19 protein-coding genes are annotated in these 18,800 nt (G+C 52.1%); 18 read left to right on the top strand and 1 reads right to left on the bottom strand.

The features are described 5' to 3' along the window. The first annotated feature begins 1 nt into the window (after nucleotide 1). The 15 genes from asnC (at nucleotide 2) to glmS (ending at nucleotide 15,207) form a co-directional block, all read left to right on the top strand. Nucleotides 2-463, top strand: a complete 462-nt coding sequence (asnC, locus tag RAC65_RS14915) for a transcriptional regulator AsnC (protein ID WP_006121192.1) — start codon at nucleotides 2-4, stop codon at nucleotides 461-463. A 154-nt stretch (nucleotides 464-617) separates the two neighbouring features. Further along, on the top strand, nucleotides 618-1,058 hold the full coding sequence (mioC, locus tag RAC65_RS14910) for an FMN-binding protein MioC (RefSeq protein ID WP_033737219.1): 441 nt from the start codon (nucleotides 618-620) through the stop codon (nucleotides 1,056-1,058). A gap of 431 nt (nucleotides 1,059-1,489) precedes the next feature. Continuing rightward, nucleotides 1,490-3,379, top strand: a complete 1,890-nt coding sequence (gene mnmG, locus RAC65_RS14905) for a tRNA uridine-5-carboxymethylaminomethyl(34) synthesis enzyme MnmG (protein ID WP_375096841.1) — start codon at nucleotides 1,490-1,492, stop codon at nucleotides 3,377-3,379. Nucleotides 3,380-3,426: 47 nt separating this feature from the next. Then, a complete protein-coding gene (gene rsmG / locus RAC65_RS14900) occupies nucleotides 3,427-4,044 on the top strand; it encodes a 16S rRNA (guanine(527)-N(7))-methyltransferase RsmG (RefSeq protein WP_039339140.1) in 618 nt (205 codons plus the stop codon). Between the two features lie 689 nt (nucleotides 4,045-4,733). Next, on the top strand, nucleotides 4,734-5,117 hold the full coding sequence (gene atpI, locus RAC65_RS14895; protein WP_039339142.1) for a F0F1 ATP synthase subunit I: 384 nt from the start codon (nucleotides 4,734-4,736) through the stop codon (nucleotides 5,115-5,117). Between the two features lie 8 nt (nucleotides 5,118-5,125). Further along, entirely contained in the window at nucleotides 5,126-5,944 is an 819-nt protein-coding gene (gene atpB, locus RAC65_RS14890; protein WP_033737226.1) for a F0F1 ATP synthase subunit A, read from the top strand. A 48-nt stretch (nucleotides 5,945-5,992) separates the two neighbouring features. Further along, on the top strand, nucleotides 5,993-6,232 hold the full coding sequence (atpE, locus tag RAC65_RS14885) for a F0F1 ATP synthase subunit C (protein ID WP_003849523.1): 240 nt from the start codon (nucleotides 5,993-5,995) through the stop codon (nucleotides 6,230-6,232). 102 nt (nucleotides 6,233-6,334) lie between these two features. Then, nucleotides 6,335-6,805, top strand: coding sequence for a F0F1 ATP synthase subunit B (atpF, locus tag RAC65_RS14880; RefSeq protein ID WP_013023933.1), 471 nt, complete (start codon nucleotides 6,335-6,337; stop codon nucleotides 6,803-6,805). A gap of 14 nt (nucleotides 6,806-6,819) precedes the next feature. Then, complete coding sequence (atpH, locus tag RAC65_RS14875) at nucleotides 6,820-7,353, top strand: F0F1 ATP synthase subunit delta (protein ID WP_006121199.1); 534 nt, start codon at nucleotides 6,820-6,822, stop codon at nucleotides 7,351-7,353. A 14-nt stretch (nucleotides 7,354-7,367) separates the two neighbouring features. Beyond that, entirely contained in the window at nucleotides 7,368-8,909 is a 1,542-nt protein-coding gene (gene atpA, locus RAC65_RS14870; protein ID WP_028725331.1) for a F0F1 ATP synthase subunit alpha, read from the top strand. A 52-nt stretch (nucleotides 8,910-8,961) separates the two neighbouring features. After that, entirely contained in the window at nucleotides 8,962-9,828 is an 867-nt protein-coding gene (gene atpG, locus RAC65_RS14865; RefSeq protein WP_006121201.1) for a F0F1 ATP synthase subunit gamma, read from the top strand. A gap of 30 nt (nucleotides 9,829-9,858) precedes the next feature. Then, the gene (gene atpD, locus RAC65_RS14860) at nucleotides 9,859-11,256 is read left to right on the top strand and encodes a F0F1 ATP synthase subunit beta (protein ID WP_006121202.1); all 1,398 of its coding nucleotides are present in this window, start codon (nucleotides 9,859-9,861) and stop codon (nucleotides 11,254-11,256) included. Between the two features lie 24 nt (nucleotides 11,257-11,280). After that, a complete protein-coding gene (locus tag RAC65_RS14855) occupies nucleotides 11,281-11,700 on the top strand; it encodes a F0F1 ATP synthase subunit epsilon (protein ID WP_013023936.1) in 420 nt (139 codons plus the stop codon). Between the two features lie 161 nt (nucleotides 11,701-11,861). Further along, on the top strand, nucleotides 11,862-13,232 hold the full coding sequence (gene glmU / locus RAC65_RS14850) for a bifunctional UDP-N-acetylglucosamine diphosphorylase/glucosamine-1-phosphate N-acetyltransferase GlmU (RefSeq protein WP_375096840.1): 1,371 nt from the start codon (nucleotides 11,862-11,864) through the stop codon (nucleotides 13,230-13,232). Nucleotides 13,233-13,377: 145 nt separating this feature from the next. After that, nucleotides 13,378-15,207 (top strand): glutamine--fructose-6-phosphate transaminase (isomerizing), encoded by a 1,830-nt coding sequence (glmS, locus tag RAC65_RS14845; protein ID WP_006121205.1) that lies wholly within the window; start codon nucleotides 13,378-13,380, stop codon nucleotides 15,205-15,207. Between the two features lie 192 nt (nucleotides 15,208-15,399). Here glmS and RAC65_RS14840 read toward each other — a convergent pair whose 3' ends face one another. Beyond that, entirely contained in the window at nucleotides 15,400-15,627 is a 228-nt protein-coding gene (locus tag RAC65_RS14840) for a hypothetical protein (RefSeq protein ID WP_226374602.1), read from the bottom strand. Nucleotides 15,628-15,811: 184 nt separating this feature from the next. Between RAC65_RS14840 and pstS the strand changes: the two genes are divergently transcribed. The 3 genes from pstS to pstA all read left to right on the top strand — a co-directional run bounded on the left by pstS (nucleotide 15,812) and on the right by pstA (nucleotide 18,791). After that, complete coding sequence (gene pstS / locus RAC65_RS14835) at nucleotides 15,812-16,855, top strand: phosphate ABC transporter substrate-binding protein PstS (RefSeq protein ID WP_006121207.1); 1,044 nt, start codon at nucleotides 15,812-15,814, stop codon at nucleotides 16,853-16,855. Between the two features lie 86 nt (nucleotides 16,856-16,941). After that, nucleotides 16,942-17,904, top strand: a complete 963-nt coding sequence (pstC, locus tag RAC65_RS14830; RefSeq protein ID WP_006121208.1) for a phosphate ABC transporter permease PstC — start codon at nucleotides 16,942-16,944, stop codon at nucleotides 17,902-17,904. Then, a complete protein-coding gene (gene pstA / locus RAC65_RS14825) occupies nucleotides 17,901-18,791 on the top strand; it encodes a phosphate ABC transporter permease PstA (RefSeq protein ID WP_033737233.1) in 891 nt (296 codons plus the stop codon). Before pstC ends, pstA begins: the two co-directional genes overlap by 4 nt. Nucleotides 18,792-18,800 lie beyond the last annotated feature (9 nt).

The raw sequence follows: 18,800 nt of genomic DNA, 5'->3' as shown, positions 1-18,800 counted from the left end.
AATGCCTGACCATCTGCAGCTGGATAATCTGGACCGGGGCATTCTGAATGCCCTGCTGGAAAATGCGCGAACCGCCTACGCCGAGCTGGCCAAACAGTTCAATGTCAGTCCGGGAACGATTCATGTACGCGTCGAAAAGATGAAGCAGGCGGGCATCATTCTGGGCACGCGGGTCGAGATTGACCCGCGTCAGCTGGGTTTTGATGTCTGCTGTTTTATCGGCATTATCCTGAAAAGCGCCCGTGATTACCCGGCAGCCCTCAGCAAGCTTGAAGCCCTGGATGAGGTCGTGGAAGCCTGGTACACCACCGGGCACTACAGTATTTTCATTAAAGTCATGTGTCGTTCTATCGATGCCCTGCAGCAGGTGTTAATCAATAAGATCCAGACCATCGACGAAATCCAGTCCACTGAGACACTGATCTCACTGCAAAATCCAATTATGCGAACCATCAAGCCCTGATCTTTCCACCGGCTTGTGCACAATCTTATCCTTTGACGATCAGCCGTCTGACAACGGCTGTATCGGGTTTATCTAACCTAATAACCTTGTTTTCCACAGGTGGATCACTGCTTGATCACAGCGTACAATACCGGCTTCACCTCAGGAGAGCACGATGGCCGACATTACGTTAATCAGTGGCAGCACCTTAGGCAGCGCCGAATATGTTGCCGAACATCTCGAAGAAAAACTGCAGGAAGCGGGCTTCTCTACGCAGATGCTGCATGGCCCTGAGCTGGAAGAGGTGCCGCAGGAAGGCATCTGGCTGGTGGTAAGTTCAACCCACGGCGCCGGTGAGTTACCTGACAATCTGCAACCTTTTTATGATGCTATTAATGAAAGCCGTCCCGATCTGTCTGCCGTCCGTTTTGGGGCTGTTGGCATTGGCAATCATGAGTACGATCTGTTTTGTGGCGCCATCCGCAATATTGATGCTCTGCTGATTGCCTGCGGCGCGCAGCGTATCGGTGAACGACTGGAAATCGACATTCTCGAACATGAGATCCCTGAAGATCCGGCTGAAGAATGGGTGATGACCTGGAAATCCGCGATCTGAGCGGGTGTGGGATCGTGAAATAATGACGATCCCCAGCAGATAATATTGTTTTTCGTCGGATCCTGCTGTTTGTTTTGTGGATAACTACCCTGCTTTTCTGCGTATAACCGGTAGTTATCAAAAGAACAACCGTAGTTTACTTTCTAAGCTGTGGATAAAGACCTGTTTTGATCCCAGCTTATACGGATCGGGATCACCGATCATTCACAGGTATCGATCCTCGCTACCAACTTGTTTCCTTTGAGGTTTCCGCAGATATCCACAAGGCATGGCGATCCTAATAAGAGATCTAACAGAGAGATCATATAAAGAATAAAGATCTTATCTTTTAAACCTGACGATCCCGCTGCTTTCGCCTCAGCCATAATTTCAGTAGAATCCACCGCCCAGAGAGAACGATCTCTGACTATTCATCAACGAGGTACCACTTCATGTTTTATCAAGATCCTTTTGACGTCATCGTTATTGGTGGTGGTCATGCGGGCACGGAAGCTGCCATGGCAGCAGCCCGAATGGGTCAGCAAACCCTGTTACTGACCCATAACATTGATACGCTGGGACAAATGTCCTGCAATCCGGCGATCGGTGGTATCGGCAAAGGACATTTGGTAAAGGAAGTGGATGCCTTAGGCGGTTTGATGGCCAGCGCGATCGACCAGGCCGGCATTCAGTTTAGGATACTAAACGCCAGTAAAGGCCCTGCTGTTCGGGCAACGCGTGCGCAGGCCGACCGCGTGCTTTACCGTCAGGCTGTGCGTACAGCACTGGAGAATCAGCCCAACCTGATGATCTTCCAGCAGGCCGTCGATGATCTCATCGTTGAAAACGATCGTGTCGTCGGTGCTGTGACGCAAATGGGCCTGAAGTTCCGTGCCAAAACCGTTGTGTTAACCGTGGGCACGTTCCTTGACGGGAAAATTCATATCGGGCTGGATAACTACAGCGGTGGACGCGCGGGTGATCCCCCTTCTATCCCGCTGGCGAAACGTCTGCGTGCGTTACCCTTACGTGTTAATCGTCTGAAAACCGGCACTCCGCCGCGTATTGACGCACGTAGCATCGACTTCAGCGTGTTATCGCCTCAGCATGGTGACAACCCCATGCCTGTGTTTTCGTTCATGAGAAGCGCGTCACAGCATCCTCAGCAGGTTCCGTGCTGGATCACCTATACCAATGAAAAAACGCATGATGTGATCCGCAATAACCTCGATCGTAGCCCCATGTATGCCGGGATCATCGAAGGGATCGGCCCACGCTATTGCCCTTCGATTGAAGACAAAGTCATGCGCTTTGCCGATCGCAATTCGCATCAGATTTTCCTTGAGCCTGAAGGGCTGACCAGTAACGAGATCTACCCGAACGGTATCTCCACCAGCCTGCCGTTCGATGTGCAGATGCAGATCGTACGTTCTATGCAGGGTATGGAAAATGCAAAAATCGTGCGCCCGGGCTATGCCATTGAGTATGATTTTTTTGACCCACGTGATCTGAAACCCACGCTGGAAAGCAAATTTATTGCCGGTCTGTTCTTTGCTGGCCAGATCAACGGCACCACCGGTTACGAAGAAGCGGCGGCCCAGGGCTTGCTGGCAGGCCTGAATGCGGCAAGACAGTCTGCTGATAAGGAAAGCTGGGCGCCACGTCGTGACCAGGCCTATCTGGGCGTGCTGGTGGACGATCTTTGTACGCTCGGCACCAAAGAACCGTATCGCATGTTTACCTCGCGTGCTGAATACCGTTTGATGCTGCGTGAAGACAACGCCGATTTGCGTCTGACGGAAACGGGTCGCGAACTCGGTCTGGTGGACGATGCGCGCTGGGCGCGCTTTAACCAGAAGCTGGAAGCGATCGAGCAGGAGCGTCAGCGACTGCGTGATATTTGGGTCCATCCTAAATCCGCAAACATCGCCGACGTGAATACCGTAACCAGCGCACCGTTGACGAAAGAAGCCAGCGGTGAAGATTTGCTCCGTCGTCCTGAAATGACCTACCTGAAACTGATGACGCTGGAAGCATTTGGCCCGGCGTTAACCGATGAGCAGGCTGCTGAGCAGGTCGAAATCCAGGTGAAATACGAAGGTTATATTGCGCGCCAGCAGGAAGAGATTGAACGTCAGCTGCGTAACGAAAATACACTACTGCCTGCGACGCTGGATTATCGTCAGGTCAGCGGTCTGTCCAATGAAGTTATCGCCAAGCTGAACGATCATAAACCCACGTCAATTGGTCAGGCGTCACGCATTTCAGGCATTACGCCTGCGGCAATCTCGATTTTACTTATTTACCTGAAAAAACAAGGTCTGTTGCGCAAAAGCGCCTGATCTGAACCGGGGCGGGCTTACCCGCCCCCGCTGACTGGACTGATGCTGTGATCAACAAACTCACTTCGCTGCTGCAAGCGGCAAACATTTCTCTTACCGATCAACAAAAACAGCAACTGGTAGCCTACGTCGGGCTGCTGGATAAATGGAATAAAGCCTACAATCTGACGTCCGTACGGGATCCCCAGCAGATGCTGGTGCGCCATATTCTGGACAGCATTGTGGTTGCGCCGCATCTTAAAGGTGCCCGCTTTATCGATGTCGGGACAGGGCCGGGCTTACCTGGTATTCCTCTGTCCATCGTCATGCCTGATGCGCATTTCACTTTACTGGACAGCCTCGGTAAGCGTGTGCGTTTTTTACGGCAGGTCCAGCATGAACTCGGTTTGACCAATATCACGCCAGTGCAGAGCAGGGTAGAGGACTTTCCTGCAGAGCCGCCATTTGACGGCGTCATCAGCCGTGCTTTTGCCTCCCTGGACGATATGGTGAGCTGGTGCCACCACTTACCGGCGGAAGACGGCCACTTTTATGCTCTTAAAGGCGTACGGCCTGATGATGAAATTGCCAACCTGCCTGCGGGCTATGCGCTTGATGGCGTGGTTGCATTGCGGGTTCCTCAGCTTGAGGGTGAACGTCACCTGGTCATTATCGGACGTGAATAGCTGAAGTCTGCACCGTGCGCGACGACGAGGCATGGTGCATGTGTTACCAAAGATGCGGTAGGGCGACATTTGTCTCATCGGTTATTTCACCTCGCAATGTTAAATACCCACGCGGAAATTATCTGAAAAACTTTTTCACATTTAACTTTTACTTCACAACTTTTTATCAAAATAATCACGCATTCCTGGAATTTTCCAGGTGTGAATCACCCATTATCCGGTTAAACGGCAATGAAATGTGGTCACGGGGAATAAGCATTTTACGATTCTGAACCCGTCTTCGATGTCAATAGACCCTTTTTATCGCCATTACGAAAAAATGAGGCGGTAATTCTTTTTAAGTAACTGTCCATAAAGGGTTTATTTATTGATTCTTAGCTCAGGTAATTACAGGACGATAAAACCTGCTACGGTGCGAATGCTTATTATGTGATCTAAAGCACGCTTTAAAACAGCATGACGACCGAACTTTTCGGCGTGTAATTCGTAACGACCGGCTCTCTATCTTTGGAAAAATAGTCCTTCGGAAAGAAATTTAGATAATTGTTCACCTTTTCGTTACTTAACGATTGAAATCACAGGTGCGGCCCGTATAATTTGCACGGCTTTTGCTACTTGACTCAAATGCACAAAGGCAGTCTTATACGACACGCGACATACCCCTAAAGGGGCAGGAGAGTATCAGCGTCATGTCAGTGTCTCTTTACAGTGTAAAATACGCCCGAACGGTGCTGATGATTCAGTTAGTGACCATTGTCATCGTCGGTGTTCTCTTTTTTGCCCTGAAAGATATGACCTGGGGCGCCTCTGCACTTGCTGGCGGCGTGGCAGCCTGGCTGCCGAACGTGTTGTTCTTGTTTATAGCCTGGCGCCTGCAAGGGCAAACCCCGGCATCGGGGCGCGTCGCATGGAGCTTTGCTTTGGGTGAAATAGCCAAAGTGTTCGCGACCATTATTTTGCTCATTGTGGCGTTGGGTATATTCGATGCGGTCTTTTGGCCGGTCGGAGTAGCCTGGTTATCGGTGCTGGTCGTACAGATGTTGGCACCGGCGGTAATTAACAACAAAGGGTAAGAGGCATCATGGCTGCAGGAGAAATCTCTACTCCGCAAGAGTACATTGGTCACCACCTGACTCATCTTCAGTTGGACCTGCGTACCTTCGAGTTAGTGAATGCTCACGACGCTCCCGCGACGTTCTGGGTATTAAATATCGATTCCATGTTTTTCTCTCTGGTGCTGGGAGTTATCTTCCTGGTGTTGTTCCGTAGCGTGGCGAAAAGCGTCACCAGCGGTGTGCCAGGGAAAATGCAGGCGGCTATCGAGTTGGTTGTCGGTTTCGTTGATAGCAACGTGCGCGACATGTATCACGGTAAAAGTAAACTTATCGCCCCGCTGGCTCTGACAATTTTTGTCTGGGTCTTCCTGATGAACTTCATGGATCTGCTGCCAATCGATCTGCTGCCGTATATCGGTGAGCATTGGTTAGGCCTGCCAGCGCTTCGCGTTGTGCCGTCCGCAGACGTGAACATCACGTTATCTATGGCGTTGGGCGTCTTTATTTTGATTCTGTTCTACAGCATCAAAATGAAAGGCATTGGCGGCTTCACGAAAGAGCTGACGCTGCAGCCTTTTAATCACCCGATCTTTATCCCCATCAACCTGATTCTGGAAGGTGTTAGCCTGCTGTCCAAACCGGTTTCTCTCGGTCTGCGACTGTTCGGTAACATGTATGCGGGTGAACTGATCTTTATCCTTATTGCCGGTCTGTTGCCGTGGTGGTCACAGTGGGTTCTGAATGTGCCGTGGGCCATTTTCCACATCCTGATCATTTCGCTACAGGCTTTCATCTTCATGGTCCTCACGATTGTCTATCTGTCGATGGCATCTGAAGAACATTGATTTTTTTCTCAACAATACGCGTTTAACTGAAACAAACTGGAGACTGTCATGGAAAACCTGAATATGGATCTGCTGTACATGGCTGCCGCTGTGATGATGGGGCTGGCGGCAATCGGTGCTGCGATCGGTATCGGCATCCTCGGAGGAAAATTCCTGGAAGGCGCTGCTCGTCAGCCTGACCTGATTCCTCTGCTGCGCACGCAGTTCTTTGTTGTAATGGGTCTGGTGGATGCAATCCCAATGATCGCTGTTGGTCTGGGCCTCTACGTGATGTTTGCTGTCGCCTAAAGCCCTGTGTTCACTCTGCGCCCGGCGCAGGCGTGAACGGATTCTGCCGTTTATCACTGATAGCGGCAGAAAAGTTTACTACTTAATTAGAGGCATTGTGCTGTGAACATTAATGCAACAATCCTCGGCCAGGCCATCGCGTTCATCCTGTTTGTCGCGTTCTGCATGAAGTACGTATGGCCGCCGATTATGGCTGCCATCGAAAAGCGCCAGAAAGAAATTGCTGAAGGCCTTGCTTCTGCTGAACGCGCGAAGAAAGATTTGGATCTCGCGCAGGCTAATGCGACCGACCAGCTGAAAAAAGCGAAAGAGGAAGCTCAGGTCATTATCGAGCAGGCGAACAAGCGTCGCACGCAGATTCTGGACGAAGCCAAGACTGAAGCTGATAACGAACGTACTCGCATCGTGGCACAAGCGCAGGCTGAAATTGACGCCGAGCGTAAACGTGCACGTGAAGAACTGCGTAAGCAAGTCGCGTTGCTGGCAATGGCTGGCGCCGAGAAGATCATCGAACGTTCCGTGGATGAAGCTGCTAACAGCGACATCGTTGATAAACTGGTCGCTGAACTGTAAGGAGGGAGGGGCTGATGTCTGATCTGATTACTGTAGCTCGCCCCTACGCCAAAGCAGCTTTTGACTTTGCTGTTGAGCATCAAAGTATTGAACGCTGGCAAAAGATGCTGGCGTTTGCCGCAGAAGTGGCTGCCAATGAACAGATGGCTGACCTGCTTTCCGGTGCGTTAGCACCTGAAGCGTTGGCTGCCTCGTTTAACGCAGTCTGTGGTGATCAACTGGATGAACCCGCGCAGAACCTGATTAAGGTGATGGCGGAAAACGGACGTTTGACAGCGCTTCCAGCTGTACTGGCGCAATTCATTCAACTTCGGGACGCGTATGAAGCGACGGCCGAAGTGGATGTCATTTCTGCCAGCACGCTGAGTGACGACCAGCTGACTAAAATCAGCGCCGCGATGGAAAAACGTCTGTCACGCAAAGTTAAGCTGAATTGCAAAATTGATAAGTCTGTGATGGCAGGCGTGATCATCCGTTCGGGTGATCTGGTGATTGATGGCAGCGTACGCGGCCGTCTTGACCGTCTGGCAGACGTCTTGCAGTCTTAAGGGGACTGGAGCATATGCAACTGAATTCCACCGAAATCAGCGAACTGATCAAGCAGCGCATTGCTCAGTTCAATGTCGTGAGCGAAGCTCACAATGAAGGTACTATTGTTTCTGTAAGTGACGGTATCATCCGCGTACACGGCCTGGCCGATGTAATGCAGGGTGAGATGATTTCCCTGCCGGGAAACCGTTACGCTATCGCCCTGAACCTCGAGCGTGACTCTGTAGGTGCCGTGGTGATGGGTCCGTATGCTGACCTGGCCGAAGGCATGAAGGTCAAGTGTACTGGCCGTATTCTGGAAGTACCGGTTGGCCGTGGCCTGCTGGGCCGCGTGGTGAACACCCTGGGTGCACCTATCGACGGTAAAGGCGCAATCGACAACGACGGCTTCTCGCCAGTCGAAGTGATTGCACCCGGTGTTATCGATCGTCAGTCCGTAGACCAGCCTGTTCAGACGGGTTACAAATCTGTCGATGCGATGATTCCAATCGGCCGTGGCCAGCGTGAGCTGATCATCGGTGACCGTCAGACCGGTAAAACCGCGATGGCAATCGACGCCATCATCAACCAGCGTGATTCAGGCATCAAGTGTGTCTACGTTGCGATTGGTCAGAAAGCGTCAACCATTTCTAACGTGGTACGTAAACTGGAAGAACACGGTGCGCTGTCTAACACCATCGTTGTTGTGGCTTCTGCATCTGAGTCTGCTGCACTGCAGTACCTGGCTCCGTATGCGGGTTGCGCCATGGGCGAATACTTCCGTGACCGCGGTGAAGATGCGCTGATCGTATACGATGATCTGTCTAAGCAGGCTGTTGCATACCGTCAGATTTCTCTGCTGCTGCGCCGTCCACCAGGTCGTGAAGCATTCCCGGGCGACGTGTTCTATCTCCACTCTCGCCTGCTGGAGCGTGCATCACGCGTTAGCGCTGACTACGTTGAGCGCTTCACCAATGGTGAAGTAAAAGGCCAGACCGGTTCTCTGACCGCACTGCCTATCATCGAAACTCAGGCGGGTGACGTTTCTGCGTTCGTTCCGACCAACGTAATCTCGATTACTGATGGTCAGATCTTCCTGGAATCTAACCTGTTCAACTCCGGTATCCGTCCGGCTGTTAACCCGGGTATCTCTGTATCCCGTGTAGGTGGTGCTGCTCAGACCAAGATCATCAAGAAACTGTCCGGTGGTATTCGTACCGCGCTGGCACAGTACCGTGAACTGGCTGCATTCTCCCAGTTTGCGTCTGATCTGGACGATGCAACCCGTAAACAGCTGAGCCACGGTCAGAAAGTGACCGAGCTGCTGAAGCAGAAACAGTATGCGCCGATGTCTGTCGCGCAACAGGGTCTGGTTCTTTTCGCAGCGGAACGCGGCTATCTGAACGACGTTGAGCTGGCAAAAATTGGTAGCTTCGAAGCGGCTCTGCTGGCGTTCGCAGATCGCGATCACGCCGAGCTGATGGCTGAAATCAACCAGTCTGGTAACTTCAATAACGACATCGAAGAGAAGCTGAAAGGCCTCCTTGAGACGTTTAAAGCAACCCAGTCCTGGTAATGTCTGGCGGCTTGTCTGAAAAGGCAGGCCGCAAGGCTTTGAGGAGAAGCTAATGGCCGGCGCAAAAGAAATACGTACCAAGATTGGAAGCGTAAAAAATACGCAGAAGATCACCAAAGCGATGGAAATGGTCGCCGCCTCCAAAATGCGTAAAACGCAGGAACGCATGGCGGCCAGCCGTCCGTATGCAGATACCATGCGCAAAGTGATTGGTCACCTTGCGTTAGGCAATCTGGAATACAAGCACCCTTACCTGGATGAGCGCGACGTTAAGCGCGTCGGCTACCTGGTCGTTTCGACTGACCGCGGGCTTTGTGGTGGTTTGAACGTTAACCTGTTCAAAAAATTGCTGGCAGAGATGAAGGCCTGGTCCGACAAAGGCGTACAGAGCGATCTGGCCATTGTGGGATCGAAAGGCGTGTCATTCTTCGGCGCTGTTGGTGGCAATGTAGTGGCACAGGTCACTGGCATGGGCGATAAGCCTGCGCTGTCTGATCTTATTGGCCCGGTAAAAGTGATGTTGCAGGCCTACGATGAAGGCCGTATCGACAAGCTGTACATTGTTAACAACAAGTTCAACAACACCATGTCTCAGACTCCGACCATTACCCAACTGCTGCCGTTACCGCCAGCGGAAGGTGAAGAAGAGATGAAGGCGAAGACCTGGGATTACCTGTACGAGCCCGATCCGAAAGCGCTGCTGGATACGCTGCTGCGTCGCTATGTCGAATCGCAGGTTTATCAGGGTGTGGTGGAAAACCTGGCCAGTGAGCAGGCCGCACGTATGGTGGCAATGAAAGCTGCAACCGATAACGGCGGAAATCTGATCAAAGAGCTGCAGTTGGTTTACAACAAAGCTCGTCAGGCCAGCATCACCCAGGAACTTACCGAGATCGTCTCGGGAGCCTCCGCGGTTTAACCAGGTTTGGAATTAGGTAGAGGATTCAAGATGGCAGCTGGAAAGATTGTCCAGATTATCGGCGCCGTAGTTGACGTCGAATTCCCTCAGGATGCAGTACCGCAAGTGTACAGCGCTCTTGAGGTTAAGAATGGTGATGCTCGTCTGGTGCTGGAAGTTCAGCAGCAGCTGGGTGGTGGCGTAGTGCGTACTATCGCCATGGGTACTTCTGACGGCCTGAAGCGCGGTCTGGAAGTTGCCGACCTGAAAAAACCGATCCAGGTACCGGTTGGTAAAGCAACCCTCGGCCGTATCATGAACGTGCTGGGCGAGCCTATCGACATGAAAGGCGACCTGAAAGAAGAAGATGGCAGTGCAGTAGAGGTTTCCTCTATTCACCGCCCTGCGCCTTCTTATGAAGAGCAGTCTAACTCGCAGGAACTGCTGGAAACCGGCATCAAGGTTATCGACCTGATGTGTCCGTTCGCGAAGGGCGGTAAAGTCGGTCTGTTCGGTGGTGCGGGTGTGGGTAAAACCGTAAACATGATGGAGCTGATCCGTAACATTGCGGCTGAGCACTCAGGTTACTCGGTATTTGCCGGCGTAGGTGAGCGTACTCGTGAGGGTAACGACTTCTACCACGAAATGACTGACTCCAACGTTATCGACAAAGTTGCGCTGGTGTATGGCCAGATGAACGAGCCGCCGGGTAACCGTCTGCGCGTTGCACTGACCGGTCTGACCATGGCGGAGAAATTCCGTGATGAAGGCCGTGACGTTCTGCTGTTCATCGACAACATCTACCGTTATACCCTGGCCGGTACAGAAGTCTCTGCACTGCTGGGTCGTATGCCATCTGCGGTAGGTTATCAGCCAACGCTGGCAGAAGAGATGGGTGTGTTGCAGGAGCGTATTACCTCCACCAAAACCGGTTCAATCACCTCCGTACAGGCCGTTTACGTCCCTGCGGATGACCTGACTGACCCGTCACCGGCAACTACCTTTGCTCACTTAGACTCAACAGTCACCCTGAGCCGTCAGATCGCCTCTCTGGGTATCTACCCAGCCGTTGATCCGCTGGACTCAACCAGCCGTCAGCTGGATCCACTGGTTGTGGGTCAGGAGCACTACGATGTTGCACGTGGCGTACAGTCACTGCTGCAGCGTTATCAGGAACTGAAAGACATTATCGCCATCCTGGGTATGGACGAACTGTCTGAAGAAGACAAACTGCTGGTGGCACGTGCGCGTAAGATTCAGCGCTTCCTGTCTCAGCCGTTCTTCGTAGCAGAAGTGTTCACCGGTTCTCCAGGTAAATACGTGACGCTGAAAGACACCATCCGTGGCTTTAAAGGCATCATGGAAGGTGAATTTGACCACCTGCCAGAGCAGGCCTTCTACATGGTTGGTGCCATCGAAGAAGCGGTCGAAAAAGCGAAGAAACTGTAATAACGGTTTCCCAGGAGGAAAATTATGGCTATGACTTATCACCTGGATGTTGTCAGTGCAGAGAGCCAACTGTTCTCTGGTCTGGTACAGAAAATTCAGGTGTCAGGTAGCGAAGGTGAACTGGGGATTTTCCCTGGCCACGCCCCGCTGCTGACTGCCATTAAGCCTGGAATGATCCGTATCGTGAAACAGCACGGCGAAGAGGAGTTTATTTACCTCTCTGGCGGCGTGCTGGAAGTGCAGCCTGGCAGCACTACCGTTCTGGCCGATACCGCTATTCGCGGTACCGATCTGGACGAAGCGCGTGCCCTGGAAGCAAAACGTAAAGCAGAAGAGCATATGAACAGCAGCCACGGCGACGTGGACTATGCTCAGGCTTCTGCGGAACTGGCGAAAGCCATTGCCAAACTGCGCGTGATCGAGCTGACCAAAAAAGCGATGTAATCCGGCTTTATGCGTCACGAAATGCCAGCCCATTGGGCTGGCATTTTTTTTATCTGAAGCCCGGATAGCGGGATAATAGCTAATTTCGGAACGAGAAAAATGTAGTAATCTCAGTGCTAAATCGTTTAACGTTCCTCAGTCAAAAATCAGTCAGGATAGATATGTCTAACAGTGCGATGAGTGTGGTGATTCTTGCGGCTGGCAAGGGCACCCGTATGTATTCCGATCTGCCAAAAGTCTTGCATACGCTGGCAGGTAAACCGCTGGTTCAGCACGTCATTGATGCCGCAAAAGGGCTGGGTGCGCAACAGGTTCATCTGGTTTACGGACACGGCGGTGACCAGCTCAAAGCCACGTTAACCGACAGTGCCGTTAACTGGGTGTTGCAGGCAGAACAACTCGGTACCGGGCATGCCATGCAGCAGGCAGCTCCGCACTTTGCAGACGACGAAGACATCATGATGCTTTATGGTGATGTTCCGCTGATTTCTGAAGAGACATTACAACGTCTGCGCGACGCGAAGCCGGAAGGCGGGATTGGACTGTTAACCGTCGTACTGGATAACCCTACGGGCTACGGCCGCATCGTGCGTGAAAATGGCACCATCGTCGGCATTATTGAGCAGAAAGATGCCAGCCCTGCGCAACTGGCCATTAATGAAATCAATACTGGCATCCTGATCGCTAACGGTGGTGATCTAAAACGCTGGCTGGCAAAACTTACCAATAATAATGCTCAGGGTGAATATTACATCACCGACATCATTGCCCTGGCGCATCATGAAGGTCGGGTCATCAATGCGGTACACCCGGCACGCAATAGCGAAACTGATGGCGTAAATAACCGTCTGCAACTGGCAACTCTCGAGCGCACTTACCAGCAGGAGCAGGCAGAAAAACTGCTGCTTGCGGGCGTTATGCTACGCGATCCGGCACGCTTCGACCTGCGCGGCACGCTGCAGCATGGTCGGGACGTTGAGATCGACGTCAACGTCATTATTGAAGGCCAGGTAACGCTGGGCAACCGGGTCAAAATTGGTGCGGGCTGCGTCATTAAAAACAGCGTCATCAGCGATGATTGCGAGATTAGCCCCTATTCGGTGATCGAGGATGCGAATCTGGCCACTGACTGTACGGTCGGCCCGTTCGCGCGTTTACGTCCCGGCAGTGAACTGGCCCAGGCCGCCCACGTCGGCAATTTCGTTGAAATGAAAAAAGCCCGACTCGGGAAAGGCTCTAAAGCAGGTCACCTGTCTTATCTGGGTGATGCGGAGATCGGTGCCAATGTGAATATCGGTGCAGGGACGATTACCTGCAATTACGATGGCGCAAATAAATTCAAAACCGTTATTGGTGACAATGTATTTGTTGGCTCGGATACGCAACTGGTCGCCCCGGTGAGTGTGGCGGCAGGCGCAACGATTGCCGCCGGAACAACGGTGATGAAAGACATTTCCACTGCCGATCTGGTCTATAACCGTAAAGAGCAGAATCACAAAGCCGGCTGGCAGCGCCCGCAGAAGAAAAAATAATTTTTACGGCCCGGGCTAAACGGGCCGCTTGCAGTACCAAAACTATAATCCCCACTCTCTACAAGGCTCGGGGAACCGGCAATGCCGGACTATCAGGTCATATGACAACGCAATGGCAAACAGCCATGAAGTCAGGAAATAACTTATGTGTGGAATTGTTGGTGCAGTAGCACAACGTGATATCGCAGAAATTTTGTTAGAAGGTTTACGCCGCCTGGAATACCGCGGTTATGACTCAGCCGGTCTGGCCGTCGTCGATCAGCAAGGCCATATCACCCGTCTGCGTCGCCTGGGCAAAGTTCAGATGCTGGCTGCCGCAGCGGAAGAACAACCTCTGAACGGCGGAACCGGTATCGCGCATACGCGCTGGGCAACCCATGGCGAACCCTCAGAGGCCAATGCGCATCCGCACGTTTCTGAGCACATCGTTATAGTGCACAACGGTATTATCGAAAACCATGAGCCGCTTCGTGAAGCGCTGATTGCGCAGGGTTACCATTTCAGCTCAGAAACCGATACCGAAGTGGTAGCGCATCTTGTTCATCTGGAGCAGAAAAAGGGCGGTTCGCTGCGTGAAGTCGTGCAGCGTGTGATTCCCCAACTACGCGGTGCCTATGGCATGGTGATCATGGACAGTCGCGATCCATCGTGTCTGGTGGCCGCCCGTTCAGGCAGCCCACTGGTGATCGGTCGTGGTGTGGGTGAAAACTTCATTGCTTCTGACCAGCTGGCACTGTTGCCGGTCACTCGCCGCTTTATTTATCTGGAAGAGGGCGATATCGCTGAAATCAGCCGTCGCGATGTTACGATCGTCGATCGTGCGGGTAATACCGTGCGCCGCGATGAGATCGAATCCAGCGTACAGTACGATGCCGGCGATAAAGGTATCTATCGCCATTACATGCAAAAAGAGATCTATGAGCAGCCAAATGCGATTAAAAACACCTTAACGGGGCGTTTTAATCACGGTGCAGTCGATCTCAGCGAACTGGGGCCAAATGCAGAAGCGCTGCTCAGCAAGGTTGAGCACATCCAGATCATCGCCTGTGGCACTTCTTACAACTCTGGCATGGTCTCGCGTTACTGGTTCGAGGCGCTGGCAAACCTCCCTTGTGATGTCGAGATTGCGTCCGAATTCCGCTACCGCAAATCGGCGGTACGTAAAAACAGCCTGCTGATTACCCTGTCCCAGTCGGGGGAAACGGCGGATACGCTGGCCGCGCTGCGCCTGTCGAAAGAGCTGGGGTACCTGGGATCGCTGGCTATCTGTAACGTCGCGGGTTCGTCGCTGGTGCGTGAATCCGATCTGGCGCTGATGACCAAAGCGGGTACGGAGATTGGTGTAGCCTCTACAAAGGCCTTTACCACTCAACTGACCGTACTGCTGATGCTGGTGGCAAAACTCGGTCGCCTGAACGGCATGTCCGCAGAAAAAGAGCACGAAATTGTGCATGGTCTGCAGGCTCTGCCAAGCCGCATTGAGCAAATGCTGGCGCAGGATAAGCTGATTGAAAACCTGGCCGAAGATTTCTCTGATAAGCACCATGCCCTGTTCCTTGGCCGTGGTGATCAGTACCCTATCGCGATGGAAGGGGCGCTCAAGCTGAAGGAGATCTCGTATATTCATGCGGAAGCCTATGCGGCAGGGGAACTCAAGCACGGTCCGCTGGCGTTGATCGATGCCGATATGCCGGTCATTGTGGTGGCACCGAACAATGAACTGTTAGAGAAGCTGAAATCGAATATCGAAGAAGTACGCGCGCGTGGCGGTCTGCTGTACGTGTTTGCCGATCAGGATGCCGGTTTCAGTGACAGCGAAGGAATGAAAATCATTCCTCTGCCGCACGTCGAAGAGGCCATTGCGCCTATCTTCTATACCGTGCCGCTCCAGCTGCTCTCCTATCATGTGGCCCTGATCAAAGGCACCGATGTGGATCAGCCGCGTAACCTGGCGAAATCGGTAACGGTCGAGTAATGCATCTTATGCGTGAATCCCCGACGGGATTCACGCGTTTCATTTATTTGATCTTGCTACTGCATTGCTCCAGTGCACGCTGTTGATCGCTGATTTTGCGGTTAGCCTCATCGAGTGAACGCTGCAGGTTATTGATCGTATCCTCATTGTTGCTTAGCTTTTGGCGAGTTGACTGAGGATATTTGCCTGATTTTATAGCGTTTTTGTTAAGTCTTTAATCTTATCTTTCATTGCAATAACACCTTCAACATCGACGGATGATTGTTTAACGGCGCCGTAATAACCCAATATAGCCAGAGCGCCTCTGTTATTAGCTGCGGTATAAAATTTATCTAAATGAATCGTGGGTGTCGTATCATCCGCCTTTAAGCCTGCCAGCGTACAGAGCAGGACGACATTGCACACCAGAAGCTTCTTCATAAATCTCATCGAACATGTCCTTTTCGAGAGGAGTCTTATGAAATGAGCAATAATTGTGCCTGTCATATAACTGTAATATTAACTACATTTTTCTGTCACTAAACTGTCCTATTTTCCCTCCTGCAGCAATCACTGACTCTTACTAAAAAGGCACTTAGCCTGACTTTTCTCCCCTGGAGGGAACATGACACTGATGCGTAGCACCGTAGCCCGAATCCTCGCCGCCTCTCTTGCCGTTAGTGCGGTTTCTGCATTTGCAGCCACCGATCTGACCGGTGCTGGCGGTACATTCCCGGCGCCGGTTTATGCCAAGTGGGCAGCAGAGTATCAGCAAGCCACCGGTAGCAAAATCAACTATCAGGGCATTGGTTCATCTGGCGGTGTAAAACAAATTATCGCCAAAACCGTTGATTTCGGTGCCTCCGATGCGCCTATGAAAGACGAAGATCTGCAGAAATATGGTCTGTTCCAGTTCCCTACCGTAATCGGTGGCGTGGTGCTGGCGGTTAACCTGCCAGGCATCAAATCTGGTCAGCTGACGCTGGACGGTAAAACCGTTGGCGACATCTATCTGGGTAACATCAAAAAGTGGAACGATCCTGCGATTGTTAAACTGAACCCAGGCGTGAAACTGCCCGATACCAACATCAACGTGGTGCGTCGCGCGGATGGCTCAGGTACCTCTTTCGTTTTCACCAGCTACCTGGCGAAAGTGAACGAAGAGTGGAACAGCAAAATTGGTAAAGGCAACACCGTTAACTGGCCAACCGGTCTGGGCGGTAAAGGTAACGATGGCGTAGCAGCGTTTGTACAGCGTCTGCCAGGTTCTATTGGTTACGTTGAGTACGCGTATGCCAAACAGAATAACCTGACCTATACCAAACTGATGGATGCGGACGGCAAAGCGGTTGCGCCAAGCGAAACCAGCTTCTCTAATGCCGCGAAAGGCGCAGACTGGAGCAAATCGTTTGCTCAGGATCTGACCTTCCAGAAAGGCAATGATGCATGGCCGATCACCTCAACCACCTTTATCCTGATTTACAAAGATCAGACTAATGCGGCGAAAGGTGCCGAAGTCCTGAAGTTCTTTGACTGGGCCTACAAAGATGGCGGTAAAACGGCCAATGCGCTGGATTATGCCACCCTGCCGGAGAGCGTGGTTCAGCAGATCCGTGCTGCCTGGAAAGCCAATATCAAAGACAGTTCTGGTAAAGCGCTTTATAAGTAAGTGAATGACCCTGACCAGCCTGCGTGCTGGTCAGCCTTCAAGGGCGGCGTCTGCCGCCCTGATAACTTCTGAGGACGAAGACTTCTATGGCTGCAACGAAGTCGGCATTCAAAGCCCCAGGTAAGCAAGGTGACCGAATTTTTGGCGCGCTGGTAAAACTCTCTGCGCTGATTGTTCTGTTGCTTATGGGCGGCATTATCGTCTCCCTGATCTTCTCTTCCTGGCCAAGCATACAGAAATTTGGTTTCGCGTTTTTGTGGACCAAAACCTGGGACGCCCCTAACGAACAATTCGGTGCACTGGTGCCGATTTACGGCACACTTGTCACCTCAATCATTGCGTTGATTATTGCGGTACCGGTCAGTTTCGGTATTGCTCTTTTTCTGACCGAACTCTCACCAGGCTGGTTACGACGTCCACTGGGAACCGCAATTGAGCTGCTCGCTGCGATTCCGAGTATTGTTTATGGTATGTGGGGCTTATTTATTTTTGCTCCGCTGTTCGCAGAATATTTCCAGACGCCCGTTGGTGATGTCCTCTCGGGCATTCCGATTATTGGCGCTCTGTTCTCCGGTCCGGCGTTTGGTATCGGTATTCTGGCCGCAGGTGTGATTCTGGCCATCATGATCATTCCCTATATTGCTTCAGTCATGCGCGACGTGTTTGAGCAGACGCCGGTGATGATGAAAGAGTCAGCCTATGGGATTGGCTGCACCACGTGGGAAGTGATCTGGCGCATCGTGTTGCCGTTTACTAAAAACGGCGTCATCGGCGGCATCATGCTGGGCCTGGGACGTGCGCTGGGCGAAACCATGGCGGTCACCTTTATTATCGGTAACACCTACCAGCTCGACAGTGCCTCACTGTTTATGCCAGGCAACAGTATCACCTCGGCACTGGCGAATGAGTTTGCTGAAGCCGAATCGGGTGTGCACGTAGCGGCACTGATGGAACTGGGCCTGATTCTGTTTGTTATCACCTTTATTGTGCTGGCGATTTCCAAGTTAATGATTATGCGTCTGGCAAAAAGTGAAGGAGCGCGATCATGACAACAATGGAAGTACAGGCTCGGGCCGAACTGGAAGCGTCACGTCGCAAAATGCAGTCGTGGCGTAGCACCAAGAACAAAATCGCCTTAACGCTGTCCTTGCTGACGATGGCATTTGGCTTATTCTGGCTGGTCTGGATTTTGTTTACCACCGTGAGCCGCGGCATTGACGGGCTTTCATGGTCGCTGTTTACCGAGTCCACACCGCCGCCAAACACGGCGGGAGGCGGATTAGCCAATGCGCTGGTAGGTAGCGGTTTACTGATTTTATGGTCGACATTCATTGGCACGCCACTGGGCATTCTGGCGGGTGTGTATCTGGCAGAATATGGTCGTAAGTCTTTACTGGCGGAAGTGATTCGTTTCATTAACGACATCCTGCTGTCTGCCCCATCGATTGTTGTGGGCCTGTTTGTCTACACCATTGTCGTGGCGCAGATGCACCACTTCTCAGGCTGGGCAGGTGTGATAGCGCTGGCGTTGTTACAGATTCCAATAGTGATTCGCACGACGGAAAACATGTTACGACTGGTACCTGACAGCATGCGCGAAGCAGCCTATGCGCTGGGTACGCCGAAATGGAAGATGATTTCCGCCATTACGCTGAAAGCGTCCGTATCCGGGATTATTACGGGTGTGCTGCTGGCGGTAGCGCGCATCGCGGGCGAAACCGCGCCGCTGCTGTTTACTGCGCTGTCGAACCAGTTCTGGAGCACCGACATGATGCAGCCGCTGGCAAACCTGCCGGTCACCATCTTTAAATTTGCGATGAGTCCGTTCGCCGAGTGGCAAAGTCTGGCCTGGGCGGGCGTACTGATTATTACCCTCTGTGTGTTGCTGTTAAATATCGTAGCACGCGTGGTATTCGCCAAGGGTAAACACGGTTAACGACTGACA

It is taken from the genome of Pantoea sp. BS_8, from assembly GCF_041954965.1.
GTDB lineage: Bacteria > Pseudomonadota > Gammaproteobacteria > Enterobacterales > Enterobacteriaceae > Pantoea > Pantoea stewartii.
This window is presented reverse-complemented; position numbering and strand designations above follow the sequence as displayed.